The following is a 12,042-nucleotide window of genomic DNA, read 5'->3' as shown; positions in this document are numbered from 1 at the left end:
GTTCGCCCGGCAGGCATCAACCCGCCCGGAGGGCGGGCCCGGCAGGTCTGTCGACTGCCGCCTCACACCGAGGAAAGGTTGTGCGCTTCATGTCCGAGAACGCATCCGCCACCGAACTCACCTCGCAGTACACCGCTCAGGTGACCGCCGACCTGGAACGCAACACCAAGGAGCAGGACCGTATCGGCGCGGAGATCGCCGCCCTTCAGGAGCAGTTGGCATCCCTCCAGCGGGATCACACGGTGCTCGTCAACATCCAGCAGGCCATCGACGCGGTGCCGGTGCCCGACACGACGGCACCACCGTCCGGCAACGTCCCGGTGCCCGCCCCGCGCAAGAAGGCGGCCCGATCCGGCACGGGCAAGCGGACCCAGCCGAGCAAGAAGACCGCGGCCCAGCCCGCCCGGCCGGCCGGGAAGACGACCGGGAAGACGGCCGGCAACCCGAGCGCGGGCAAGGCCGAAGTCGCGCAGACCGCGCAGCCGACCCTGGTCGACCTGGTCCGCCGCCACCTCACCGAGCAGAGCGAACCCCGCTCGGCGGCGGAGATCGCCACCGCCCTCGGCCAGGCCCACCCTCAACGCGCCATCAAGACCACCGTGGTCCGCACCACCCTCGAAGGCCTCGTCGCCAAGACCCAGGCACAGCGGTCCAAGCAGGGCTCGTCCGTCTTCTACACCGCCGCCGACTCGTCCCGGTCCGCCGAGACCGCACGGTCCGAGGAAGAGCCCGCGCCGGCCGACGCCTGACATGTTCCGTTCCGTGCCTGTGGGTCAGCCCGGAGGCGCGGAGGGAAGCCATCTGAGGCCTGCCGTTCGGCGCGCGCCCTCCTCACCCCCGAGCCGACTCTTCGGCCCCTCCGCAGGCCTGATCGGCACAGATCGCGGCAGAGGATGTCGGGAACGGCCTCCGTCTCAGGGGCGGCTGCGGCGTCCGCGGCCGTACCGCACCGAGGAGACAGCATGGCGAGGAGACCGAGATGTCGGCGATGATACGAGTCATACTTCCGGTCAAGCGCCGCCTCCCCATCATTTCTACAGTGCTGTAGATTCGATTCGGACGTAACCGCGCATGACATCCAGACCGGTCTCGACCGGTCTCGACCCGTCTCAACCAGGAGGAAGACAGTGGGAGTTTCCCTGTCCAAGGGTGGCAACGTATCCCTGAGCAAGGCGGCGCCGGGCCTGACCGCGGTCCTGGTCGGCCTGGGCTGGGACGTGCGGACGACCACGGGCACCGACTACGACCTCGACGCCTCCGCCCTGCTCCTGGACGCGTCCGGCAAGGTCCTGTCCGACCAGCACTTCGTCTTCTACAACAACCTGAAGAGCCCGGACGGTTCGGTCGAGCACACCGGCGACAACCTCACCGGTGAGGGCGAGGGCGACGACGAGTCGGTCAAGGTGAACCTCGCCGCCGTCCCCGCCGAGATCGACAAGATCGTCTTCCCGGTCTCCATCCACGACGCCGAGAACCGTGGCCAGAGCTTCGGTCAGGTCCGCAACGCGTTCATCCGTGTCGTCAACCAGGCGGGCGGCCAGGAGATCGCGCGGTACGACCTGAGCGAGGACGCCTCCACCGAGACCGCGATGGTCTTCGGCGAGCTGTACCGCAACGGCGCGGAGTGGAAGTTCCGTGCCGTGGGCCAGGGTTACGCCTCCGGGTTGGCCGGGATCGCCACCGACTTCGGCGTCAACGTCTGACCGGGGCGGCTTCCTCATGTTCGGACTGAGCGAATTCGCCGTCCTCCTCGTCGTCGTCATTGCCGTCCTCGCCGCCAGGAAGCTGCCCGAACTGGCCCGTTCGGCCGGAAAGTCGGCGCGCATCCTGAAGGCGGAGGCGCGGGCGGCGAAGGAGGAGCAGTCGCCCGACGGGGAGCGTCGGCACCCCGGGTGATCCGTTGAAGCCGTCGGGCACGACCTCGGGCCGGTGTCCTCCCTGAGATGTAGGCGCCAGAAGTACGAGGGACCGGAAGAGCGACGCCCGGGAGGACGTCCCTCGGACGGGGCTCGGTGAGAATGAACCGGTGATGAACGCCGAGGCGGCCGACCGGATACGCGAAGCCGGGACCGCGCTGGTGCGTCCGGTCGCGCCGCCGCCCCGGCCGACCCGACGCAACCTCCTCTTCGACGCGCTGCTCGCTCTGGTCCTCGCCGTCGCCGGAACCCTCTACGCCGTCGATGCCGGGGTCGGCCGAAGCTACCTGCTCGTCGACGGGGTGGAGCGGGCGCGGACCGGAGCGGACACCTGGCCCGGCGCCGTCCTCCCCGCGCTCCTGGTCACGCTGCCCCTGGCGGTGCGCAGGCGATATCCCCTGACCGTGCTGGGGGTCGTGCTGGGCGCGGGGATCTACGCGCCGGACGGCGAGGCCCGCATCGTCTTCTACTCCTTCGTCGTCGCCACCTACAGCGCCATCGCCTACAGCCCGTACCGTGCGGCCCTCGTGGTCGGTCTGCCCCTGGCACTGCTCGTGCTCGCCTCGATCGGCGACGCCGGGGTGCCGGCCGTCCCGGACCGGTACGTCCCGCCGCTCGTCCTCCTCCCGCTCGCCATGGCCGCGTACGGCATACGTACCTGGCGGGCCCGTGCCGACGAACGGCAGACGCGGATGGCCGCGCTGGAACGCGAGCGGGCCGCGGAGCTGCGCCGCGCGGCCGAGCACGAACGGGCCCGCATCGCCCGCGAACTCCACGACGTGGTCACCCACCACGTCAGCGTGATGGTCATCCAGGCCGGCGCCGCCCGCACGGTCCTGGACGCCGCGCCCGCGCGGTCGCGCGAGGCGCTCCTCGCCATCGAGGCGGGGGGACGCGCCGCCATGACGGAGCTGCGGCATGCCATGGGCCTGCTCCTGATGAACTCCGATGACGACGGTGACGACATCGCGGCGGTCTCCGCGAACACGGCACCGCCGCCGGGCCTCGACCAGGTGGAGGACCTCGTCGGCAGGGTGCGCGCCTCCGGCCTGTCCGTCGAGTTGACCGTGACCGGCGCGCGGCTCCCCGTGCCGGCCGGGATCGATCTCGCCGCCTACCGGGTGGTGCAGGAGGCGCTGACCAACACCATGAAGCACGCGGCCGGGGCCCGGGCGGCCGTGACCATCGCCTACGGGGAGGCGGACCTCGGTGTCGAGGTCACCGACACCGGCGGCGCTCCTGGCACACCCTCGGGCACCGGCACCGGACACGGCCTGCTGGGCCTGCGCGAGCGCCTCGCCGTCTACGGCGCCACCCTGCGCAACGGCCCGGCCCCTGACGGCGGTTACCGTGTCGCGGTCCTGATTCCGCTGCTGCCCCGGGAGACGACGTGACCGACGGCCCGCCGCGTGTGGTGGTCGCGGACGACCAGATCCTCGTCCGCACCGGCTTCCGCATGATCCTCACGGCCCATGGCATCGACGTGGTCGCCGAGGCGGGTGACGGCGAGGAGGCCGTCAAAGCGGTCCGGCGTACCCGCCCCGACGTGGTCCTGATGGACATCCGCATGCCGAGGCTCGACGGTCTCGAAGCCACCCGCCGTATCCTCACCGGCACCCCCGGCGAACCACGCGTGATCATCCTGACGACGTTCGACCTCGACCAGGTGGTCTACGACGCTCTCGCGGCAGGCGCCGCCGGCTTCCTGCTCAAGGACGTCACACCCGAACACCTGGTCGCCGCCGTCCGATTGATCCGGACCGGAGACGCCCTCCTCTCCCCGGCCATCACCCGCCGCCTGGTGGAACGCCACGGCGGAGGCGCACACGGACACCGTGCCCACGGCGAGCCCGGTACCGGACCCGGCACCGGCGGCGGACACCGGATGGACGGCCGCCCGGCCCCGGCCGCCGGGGCCGGCGACCGCCATCCCGACCTGACCGCGCTCACCCCGCGCGAACTCGAAGTCCTATGTCTGCTCGCCCAGGGTCTGAGCAACACGGAACTCGCCGCCCGGCTCCACCTGTCCGAGACCACCGTCAAGACACACGTCTCCCGCATCCTGGCGAAGCTCCGACTGCGCGACCGCGTCCAGGCGGTGATCGTCGCCTACCGGACGGGGCTGGTCAGCCCCGCAGAACAGTGAAGTACCTCGACGGCCAACGCCCAACAGTGCTTCGCAGGAGGGGAGTTGGTGGTGCTCGGACCGCCCGGAACGGCGAAGTCCGAGCTGCCCGGGACTCACGGGCAGGGTCGAGGGGGCCGCCTACTGGGAGATCCTCCTGTCGAAGTTCACCGCGCCGACGAGGATGTCCGCCGGAAGCGGCAGGAACACCTCCGGCACCAGCCGCTCAACAATTCCCACCCACTGTCGCGCCTACGACCTGCTTGAGCAGCTGGGCTCGGTCCAGGTCGCCTGCAGGTCACGGCAGACAAGGGTGAGTGTGCCGTCCCAGCAGGCGATCTCGTGGCTGCAGCCGTCTCGGTGCGGCAGGATCTCGTCGAGAATCACGGCCCCGAGGTCCGTTTCTTCTCGGTCCTCGTCGGCGGGATCGACGAGGAAACCGGACACCCCTGCGTAGCGTACGACCAGGTCGCGGTCATGCTTCCAGCAGTTGTGCCGGAACTCGACCACCATCTCCTCATCGCCGGCACCCCGGACCGCCCGAAGCGTCAAATCCTTCACGCAACGCCTGCTGCGGAAGTCGTAGTGGTCCGAGTCATTGGCGAAAGCCCGGGCGCCCGGCGGCAGATCACCGGAGATCGACGGCAGGTGACTCAGGTAACGAGCCGGGTCCAAGACCCCTGACAGGTCGCCGACCTGCGCATCGAGATCGACGTACTGCATCGGCCTTCGCCCCCCTCACTGCTTCCTACCGGCCGGCGAATCGTCGCACAGACTCACCGAAGTGAGATGACGTCCAAGGGTGCGAAGGCCCGCCGTCCCGAGCGGGCGTGTCCCGCCCGTTCGTGTCATCGAAGTCTGATCGCGCAGGTCGGTCGCCGGTGTCAGACCCGTGTGCGAGCGTGTCGTGTGAAAAAGCAGGAGACATGCAAGAGACATGCAAGAGACGTGGTGGAGGGGGATCGGTGGCAGCGGTGAGTGATGGCTGGGCCGGCATGGGCTGGGACTGGACGGATGTGAACGACGTTCGCCGGCGTCTCGGCGAAGGCGCTGATCCAGAGCAGTGGAGCGGAGGCCGGCCGCTGCATCACGCGGCGGCGTTCGGGGCCTCGGAGGTCGTCGCCGAGCTGGCTGGTCGAGTTGCGGATGTGGACGACGTGGAGAACGGGGTGACGGCCTTGTGGGAAGCCGTCGTGTCCAGGAAACCGGAAAACGCACGAGCCCTCGCCGCGGCCGGGGCTGATCCCTGGCGGCTGTCGATCGGCGGCTGGTCTCCGGGGCGGCTGAGCCTGGCCGGACCGACGCCGGGCCTGTTCGCCGTACCGGAGGGGATACGTCTGACCGACACGGAGCGTGCGGCAGCGGTAGAGGCCCATCGGCTCACCACGGCATTGGGCACATTCGACTACGACGGTACGGGGCTGGCCTGCGTGGCCGGCATCGGCGCGGCCGAGGCGGTGCACCGTCTGGAGGCGACGCCGGTGGAGGACGAAGTCATCGACGAGCTGCTGGAAGATCCGTACGAGTACGACATGGACGAGAGCTTGCAGATCATCGGCGTGACATCCGTACCGGGCGGCTGCGTCGTGACACAGCCCTGGGGATACGCGCCGCAAATGCCGGAGGTGCTGACCCGGTTGGCTGCCGACACGCTCTGCTACGGCCTGTACGCCAACCCCAAGAGCGGCAACCAAGGCAGCATCGCCCGTCATGGATCTGTCGAGGGCTGGGACCTGCACCCGGGCGGAGGACCGGACGAGAACGACACCTCCGAGGAGGTGCTGGCCGCATACCTCTACCACCACAACGCCGTGGCCTACGCCTGCGCCTTCACGGGACTACGCCTGGCCGACAGGCGTGCCGTGGTCGGACCTCCGGATGTATGGGTCGAACTGCCGCCTCACGACTAGGGGCGCTGCCGTCGACGAACGGCGATCCAACCGACATGCGGCTGAGCGTGACGCGGTTCCGACGTGATCAACCTCCGCTCGGTCGAGGACTTCACCGACGTGCACGCCGCCGCCGACCTTTTCCGCGTGTTCTCAAGGCGGTCGAGGCATGCCGAGGCATCCGGGTTCGACATCACCGCACTTCGGCGCAACAGGGTTCAGGTGCGAGCGCATTTCGATGCAAGCAGGTTTCGATGCGCGCGGGTTTCGGCGGCAGCGGGGTTTCGGCGTGCTCGTTGAGTATCCGTACTCAGGCGCTCTCCTCCCCCGCGGCACGACACTGAGGCTCCGATCGCCCTTACCGGAGGTTCCCTCGTGTTCAGCCGTGCCGTCATCGCCCTGACACCGTTCTTCGGGCGGCTCACCGTCACCAGTGAGATCAAGCTGCGCCTGCCCGCGGGGACCCTCTTCGTGGCCAACCACGACTCCATGGCCGACCCCGCCGTGGTCATGACCGCGCTGCGGCGGCTCGAGCTCGAGCCGGTGGTGATGGCGACCGCGGGACTGTGGCGCATACCGCTGCTCGGCAGGGCGCTGAGTCGTGACGGTCACATCCCGGTCCACCGTCGTACGGCGCACGCGGCGCTGGCTCTCGACGCCGCCGCCGAGGCACTGGCCGGCGGCCGGCACGTGCTCCTGTACGGCGAGGGCCGACTGCCGCGCCGCAGGGACGCGGCGGCCACCGCACCCGAGCCGTTCCGTACCGGCCTCGCACGCCTGGCGCAGGCGACCGGCGCGCTGGTGGTACCGGTGGGCCACGCGGGCGCCCGGCGGATCGCCTCGGGGTCGGCCGCGAAGCAGCTGGCGGGCACGTTGACGGCGCCCGTCCGGCGTCCGCACTGCCATGTCCACCTCGGGGCACCGCTGCGGCTGCCCGCGGAGACGGAGCGCGGTACGGCGGCCGCCCGACTCGCCGTCACCGCGGCCTGGCGAACGGCGGCCCGCGCCGTGGGCGAACACCCGAGGTAGCCAGCGCGGATCCACAAGGCAGCCACCGCAGACCCCGTTCGGCAGTCACCGCGGACCCCTTCCGCAGCCACCACCAAGGCACCCAGGAGCAGCCGCCACCGGCCACCCGAGGCAGCCACCGCCGGGATCCGAACAGCAGCCAAGGCACCCGAGGCAGCTACCGCCGGCACGCGAAACAGCCGCCAAGTCACCCGAAGCGGCCGCAGCCGGAACCCCGCAGCCGGACCCCCGCAGCCGGACCCCCGCGGCAGCCGCCCCACGGCAGCTGCCGCAGGCGGCCCCCACAGCAGCCGCCCCACGCCACCTGAGTCAGATGCGGCTGTCACCGCTCCACGGGCGGCGGCGGTGGCGCCGTGCTCTGCCGCAGCACCAGCCGCGTCGGTACGAGCGTCGTTCCGTGTTCCGAACCGTCCGGACGCATCTTGCGCAGCACGGCCTGGACGCAGAGCCGGCCGACCTCGGCGAAGTCCTGGTGCAGGGTGGTGAGCGGGGGCAGGAAGGAGCCGGCCTCGGGGATGTCGTCGAAACCGATGACGCTGACGTCCTCGGGCACCCGGCGCCCGCCTTCGTGCAGGGCGCGCAGCAGGCCCAGGGCCATCTGGTCGTTGGCCGCGAAGACGGCGGTGCAGTCCTCTCGGGCGGCCAGCTCGAGGCCGGCCAGGTAACCGGACTCGGCCGACCAGTCGCCCCTGACCAGGGGCGGCGCGGTGCGGCCCGCCTCGGTGAGGGCGGCCCGCCAGGCGTCCGCGCGTCGCTGGGCGGCGAACGAGCCGTCGGGGCCGCCGAGGTGCCAGACGGTCCGATGGCCCAGGTCCAGGAGATGCTGGACGGCGGTCATGGTGCCGCCGGCCTGGTCGGTGTCGACGACGGTGTAGTGGTCGCCGGCGTCGGAGTCCACGACCACGACCTGGACGTGCGGCGGGAGTTTCACGGTGGCCGCGTCCAGCAGGTGGACCTCCATGATGACGATCACCGCGTCGACGGCCAGCTCCTCCAGCCGGGAGAACGCGCCGCGTACCTCGTCGCTGGTGGGGACGGCCACCGGGAGCAGTGTCACCGCGTAGCCCTCGGCGGCCGCCGAGGTCGCGATCGCCTCCAGGGTGCGCACGTTGCCGGTCGTGGACAGCGTGAAGGTGATGACGCCGATCGTGCGGAACTCACCACGCTTGAGGGCGCGGGCGGCGCTGTTGGGGCGGTAGCCGAGCTCCTTCATGGCCTCGAGGACCTGCTGCCGGGTCTCCTCGTTCACACCCGCGTAACCGTTGGAGACCCGGGAGACGGTCTGCGAGGACACCCCGGCGAGCCGGGCGACGTCCGCCATGGAGGCGGTGGCCCTGGCGCGTCCCGGCCCCGGGGCCGGTGTTCTTTCAGCCATGTCCACTCGGTGTGCCCACCTCTCTGTCGGCGCAGGTGCCACGGTCTCCCCGGAGGACCCTTGACCATCGTTATCGGGGCAGTGTAGACATGCCGCCATCAGATGTTTACGTAAACATAACAGCTTGCCGAGCCTCTTGCGTGGCTGATGTTTACGTAAACATCATGGTGGCGGTGGGGCGTTCGGAAATCTCCGCGCAACACCGCCCCGGTTCCAGGACTGGACGAGCGAGGAACGACATGACGACGCTGCAACCGCCGGTGGCCGCCGAGCCGCGGCCGGCACCTCCTCCGGCGAAAGGGGACCGCCGCTCCTGGACGGGGTGGGGTTTCATCGGTCCCTTCGTGGCCGTTTTCGCCCTGGTCTTCCTGGCTCCGATCGCGTACTCGATCTATCTGAGCCTCTTCCGGGACCAGCTGATCGGCGGCAACCAGTTCGTCGGCCTGGACAACTACACGCGGGCCTTCCAGGACGACGCGTTCTGGTCGGCGGTCGGCCGGGTGGCCCTCTTCCTGGTCGTCCAGGTGCCGATCATGCTGGGCATCGGCCTGCTGGTGGCGCTGGCCCTGGACAGTGGCCGGCTCTACGGCAAGAGCTTCTTCCGGATCACGATCTTCCTGCCCTACGCCGTGCCCGCCGTGGTCGCCACCCTGATGTGGGGCTTCATGTACGGCACCAAGTACGGCCTGGTGGGCGACATCAACTCGGCGTTCGGTGTCACCCTGCCCGACCTGCTCTCCCCCGGCTGGGTGCTCGCCTCCATCGGCAACATCGTGACCTGGGAGTTCGTCGGGTACAACATGCTGATCTTCTACTCGGCGCTGCGGGTCATCCCGACCTCGCTGTACGAGGCGGCGGAGATCGACGGCGCCGGCCAGTGGCGGATCATCAGCTCGATCAAGCTGCCCGCGATCCGGGGCGCGCTCGTCATCGCGACGATCTTCTCGATCATCGGCAGCTTCCAGCTCTTCAACGAGCCGAGCATCCTGCGTCCGCTGGCGCTGAACTCCATCACCACGGACTACACGCCGAACTTCTACACGTACTCGCTGTCCTTCAACGGCCAGCAGCACAACTACTCCGCGACGGTGGCCATCATCATGGGCGTCATCACGATGATCGTCGCCTACGCCGTCCAGCTGCGCGGCATGCGCAAGGGAGCGTGACCCGATGAGTACCGCTGTCACCGCCTCCCCCGCGAAGAACACCGCCCCGAGGCTACGAACCCCCCGTAAGAAGCACACCCCGGGCAAGCCGAAGCGCAATGTGCTGCTGACGGTGCTGATGGCCCTGATGGCCCTCTACACCGTGGTGCCGCTGATCTGGCTGGTCATCAACGCCACGAAGACCCAGTCGGGCCTGGCCGACTCCAACGGCCTGTGGTTCGCCGACGACTTCGCCCTGTGGGACAACATCCGGACCACCTTCACCTACCACGACGGCATCTTCGGGCGCTGGCTGCTGAACACCCTGCTGTACGTGGTGCTCGGTGCGGGCGGCGCGACACTGCTGGCCGTGCTGGGCGGGTACGCGCTGGCGAAGTTCCAGTTCCCCGGCAAGCGTGCGATCTTCGCCGTGGTGATCGGTGCGGTCGCCGTGCCGGCTACGGCGCTGGCCGTGCCGACCTTCCTGATGTTCAGCAAGATGGGGCTGACCGACACCCCGTGGGCGGTGATCATCCCGTCGCTCGTGTCGCCGTTCGGTCTGTATCTGATGTGGGTGTTCGCAGCGGAGGCGATCCCGACCGAGCTGCTGGAGGCGGCCCGGATGGACGGGGCGGGCGAGCTGCGGACCTTCTTCCAGGTCGCGCTGCCGCTGCTGGCCCCCGGGATCGTGACCGTGCTGCTGTTCACCACCGTCGCCACCTGGAACAACTACTTCCTCCCGCTGATCATGCTGAAGGACCCGGACTGGTACCCGCTGACGCTGGGTCTGAGCGCCTGGAGCTCCCAGGCACAGACCATCGGTGGCGACGTGATCTTCAACCTGGTGATCACGGGGTCCCTGCTCACGATCCTCCCGCTGATCGCCGCCTTCCTGTTCCTCCAGAAGTACTGGCAGTCCGGCCTCGCCGCCGGAAGTGTCAAGGAGTGACGTGGGCCGCGCCCCCAAGCCCCACATTTGAGCACCACCAGCACCACCCCCACCCTCACCTGTCCCACCCACGAAGAAGTGGAAGCAGCCCCATGCGCAGAACAACGAGCCGCATCCTGCGCGGCATCGCCCTCGTCTCCACCCTCGCCCTGGGCGTCACCGCCTGCGGCGGCTCGGACGACGACTCCGACACGAAGGCCGTCTCCGCCGGCGACATCCAGGCTGCCCTGGACAAGGGCGGCAACATCACGGTCTGGGCCTGGGAGCCCACCCTGAAGACCGTGGCCGCCGACTTCCAGAAGAAGTACCCGAAGGTCAAGATCAACCTGGTCGGCGAACGCTCCGGCGACAAGCACTACACCGCGCTGTCCAACGCGATCTCGGCCGGCAAGGGCGTCCCGGACGTCGCCCAGGTCGAGTACTTCGCGCTCGGCCAGTACTCCCTGACCAAGGGCCTGACCGACCTGGCCCCCTTCGGCGCCGACAAGCTCGCCTCGAAGTACACGCCGGGTCCGTGGAACGCGGTCAGCGACGGCGACAAGGTCTACGGCCTGCCGATGGACTCGGGCCCGATGGCGCTGTTCTACAACAAGACGGTCTTCGACAAGTACAAGATCGCCGTCCCCACCACCTGGGACGAGTACCTGGACGCGGCCCGCAAGCTGCACAAGGCCGACCCGAAGGCCTACATCACCAGCGACCTCGGTGACGCGGGCCTCACCACCTCCCTGCTGTGGCAGGCCGGTTCGCGCCCCTACAAGGTCGACGGCACCAAGCTGGGCGTCAACTTCGACGACGCGGGCGCCAAGAAGTACGAGGCGGTCTGGCAGCAGCTGATCAGCGAGAAGCTGCTCGCCCCGGTCAACGGCTGGACCGACGACTGGTACAAGGGCCTGGGCGACGGCACCATCGCCACCCTGCCCACCGGCGCCTGGATGCCCGCCAACTTCGTCACCGGCGTCCCGAACGCCAAGGGCCAGTGGCGCGCGGCGGCGATGCCGGCCTGGACCGCGGGTGACAAGGCGAGCGCGGAGAACGGCGGCAGCTCGCTGGCGGTTCCGGCGCTGGCCAAGAACAAGGAACTCGCCTACGCCTTCACCGAGTACGCCAACGCCGGTGACGGTGTCGCCACCCGGGTGAGCGAGGGTGCCTTCCCCGCCACCAAGGCGGAGCTGGAGTCGGCCGCGTTCCAGAGCAAGAAGTTCGACTACTTCGGCGGCCAGGAAGCGAACAAGATCTTCGCCGACTCCGCGGCGAACGTGGCGAGCGACTGGTCGTACCTCCCGTTCCAGCCGTACGCGAACTCGATCTTCAACGACACCGTCGGCAAGGCCTACGTCTCCGGCACCAAGCTGGCGGACGGTCTGAAGGCCTGGCAGGACGCCTCGATCAAGTACGGCGAGGAGCAGGGCTTCACCGTCGAGAAGTAGTCGGTCGGCAAGCAGTCGACGGACATTCGACACGCACTCGGCAAGCAGTCGAGAAGCACAAAACGCCGGGCGGCGCGGCACCCGGGCCGCGCCCCCCCCCTGCACCACATTCGGCAGGACCGCCAAGATATCCACCCGCCAGTCCCGCAAGCTCCGCGGGGCGGGCCGTGGCCCCGCGCCGCGG

Annotated in this window: 12 protein-coding genes and 1 pseudogene; 11 read left to right on the top strand and 2 right to left on the bottom strand. The window is 69.5% G+C overall.

What is annotated here, in order from left to right; all coding sequences use genetic code 11:
- The first annotated feature begins 89 nt into the window (after nt 1-89).
- The 6 genes and pseudogenes from ACFVYS_RS20705 to ACFVYS_RS20680 form a co-directional block, all read left to right on the top strand.
- Nucleotides 90-749 carry a hypothetical protein gene (locus tag ACFVYS_RS20705; RefSeq protein WP_389503944.1) on the top strand — a complete coding sequence of 220 codons (660 nt, stop codon included), beginning with the start codon at nt 90-92 and terminating at the stop codon, nt 747-749.
- Nucleotides 750-1,127: 378 nt separating this feature from the next.
- Entirely contained in the window at nt 1,128-1,703 is a 576-nt protein-coding gene (locus tag ACFVYS_RS20700) for a TerD family protein (protein WP_389503942.1), read from the top strand.
- A gap of 16 nt (nt 1,704-1,719) precedes the next feature.
- Nucleotides 1,720-1,896 carry a twin-arginine translocase TatA/TatE family subunit gene (locus tag ACFVYS_RS20695; RefSeq protein ID WP_389503940.1) on the top strand — a complete coding sequence of 59 codons (177 nt, stop codon included), beginning with the start codon at nt 1,720-1,722 and terminating at the stop codon, nt 1,894-1,896.
- 133 nt (nt 1,897-2,029) lie between these two features.
- Entirely contained in the window at nt 2,030-3,310 is a 1,281-nt protein-coding gene (locus tag ACFVYS_RS20690; RefSeq protein ID WP_389503938.1) for a sensor histidine kinase, read from the top strand.
- Nucleotides 3,307-4,062 carry a response regulator gene (locus ACFVYS_RS20685; protein WP_389503936.1) on the top strand — a complete coding sequence of 252 codons (756 nt, stop codon included), beginning with the start codon at nt 3,307-3,309 and terminating at the stop codon, nt 4,060-4,062. The genes ACFVYS_RS20690 and ACFVYS_RS20685 overlap by 4 nt, the downstream gene beginning before the upstream one ends.
- Nucleotides 4,063-4,113: 51 nt before the next feature.
- Nucleotides 4,114-4,228: pseudogene (locus ACFVYS_RS20680) on the top strand (ATPase); the annotation flags it as partial.
- 65 nt (nt 4,229-4,293) lie between these two features.
- Here the strand turns inward: ACFVYS_RS20680 and ACFVYS_RS20675 are convergent.
- Nucleotides 4,294-4,764 (bottom strand): hypothetical protein, encoded by a 471-nt coding sequence (locus ACFVYS_RS20675; protein WP_389503934.1) that lies wholly within the window; start codon nt 4,762-4,764, stop codon nt 4,294-4,296.
- Between the two features lie 242 nt (nt 4,765-5,006).
- Here ACFVYS_RS20675 and ACFVYS_RS20670 point away from each other — a divergent pair, with 242 nt between their 5' ends.
- Together ACFVYS_RS20670 and ACFVYS_RS20665 are read left to right on the top strand one after the other, a co-directional pair.
- Entirely contained in the window at nt 5,007-5,951 is a 945-nt protein-coding gene (locus ACFVYS_RS20670) for an ankyrin repeat domain-containing protein (RefSeq protein ID WP_389503932.1), read from the top strand.
- A gap of 354 nt (nt 5,952-6,305) precedes the next feature.
- A complete protein-coding gene (locus ACFVYS_RS20665; protein WP_355702981.1) occupies nt 6,306-6,959 on the top strand; it encodes a lysophospholipid acyltransferase family protein in 654 nt (217 codons plus the stop codon).
- 322 nt (nt 6,960-7,281) lie between these two features.
- Here the strand turns inward: ACFVYS_RS20665 and ACFVYS_RS20660 are convergent, their stop codons facing one another.
- Entirely contained in the window at nt 7,282-8,334 is a 1,053-nt protein-coding gene (locus tag ACFVYS_RS20660) for a LacI family DNA-binding transcriptional regulator (RefSeq protein WP_389503930.1), read from the bottom strand.
- A gap of 239 nt (nt 8,335-8,573) precedes the next feature.
- Between ACFVYS_RS20660 and ACFVYS_RS20655 the strand changes: the two genes are divergently transcribed.
- The 3 genes from ACFVYS_RS20655 to ACFVYS_RS20645 all read left to right on the top strand — a co-directional run bounded on the left by ACFVYS_RS20655 (nt 8,574) and on the right by ACFVYS_RS20645 (nt 11,858).
- Nucleotides 8,574-9,500 (top strand): carbohydrate ABC transporter permease, encoded by a 927-nt coding sequence (locus ACFVYS_RS20655; protein ID WP_054239011.1) that lies wholly within the window; start codon nt 8,574-8,576, stop codon nt 9,498-9,500.
- Between the two features lie 4 nt (nt 9,501-9,504).
- A complete protein-coding gene (locus tag ACFVYS_RS20650; protein WP_054239010.1) occupies nt 9,505-10,428 on the top strand; it encodes a carbohydrate ABC transporter permease in 924 nt (307 codons plus the stop codon).
- 92 nt (nt 10,429-10,520) lie between these two features.
- On the top strand, nt 10,521-11,858 hold the full coding sequence (locus tag ACFVYS_RS20645; protein ID WP_327186807.1) for a sugar ABC transporter substrate-binding protein: 1,338 nt from the start codon (nt 10,521-10,523) through the stop codon (nt 11,856-11,858).
- Nucleotides 11,859-12,042: the final 184 nt, after the last annotated feature.

Source organism: Streptomyces sp. NPDC058295 (assembly GCF_042880655.1).
In the GTDB taxonomy this organism is placed as follows: domain Bacteria; phylum Actinomycetota; class Actinomycetes; order Streptomycetales; family Streptomycetaceae; genus Streptomyces; species Streptomyces coriariae.
Note: the sequence above shows the minus strand (reverse complement) of the source record. Positions and strands in the feature narration are given on the sequence as shown.

Coding starts and splice junctions, on each gene's coding strand:
- ACFVYS_RS20645 (WP_327186807.1), top strand. CDS start 10,521: ATGCGCAGAACAACGAGCCGCATCCTGCGCGGCATCGCCCTCGTCTCC.
- ACFVYS_RS20660 (WP_389503930.1), bottom strand. CDS start 8,334: ATGGCTGAAAGAACACCGGCCCCGGGGCCGGGACGCGCCAGGGCCACC.
- ACFVYS_RS20675 (WP_389503934.1), bottom strand. CDS start 4,764: ATGCAGTACGTCGATCTCGATGCGCAGGTCGGCGACCTGTCAGGGGTC.
- ACFVYS_RS20650 (WP_054239010.1), top strand. CDS start 9,505: ATGAGTACCGCTGTCACCGCCTCCCCCGCGAAGAACACCGCCCCGAGG.
- ACFVYS_RS20690 (WP_389503938.1), top strand. CDS start 2,030: ATGAACGCCGAGGCGGCCGACCGGATACGCGAAGCCGGGACCGCGCTG.
- ACFVYS_RS20705 (WP_389503944.1), top strand. CDS start 90: ATGTCCGAGAACGCATCCGCCACCGAACTCACCTCGCAGTACACCGCT.
- ACFVYS_RS20655 (WP_054239011.1), top strand. CDS start 8,574: ATGACGACGCTGCAACCGCCGGTGGCCGCCGAGCCGCGGCCGGCACCT.
- ACFVYS_RS20695 (WP_389503940.1), top strand. CDS start 1,720: ATGTTCGGACTGAGCGAATTCGCCGTCCTCCTCGTCGTCGTCATTGCC.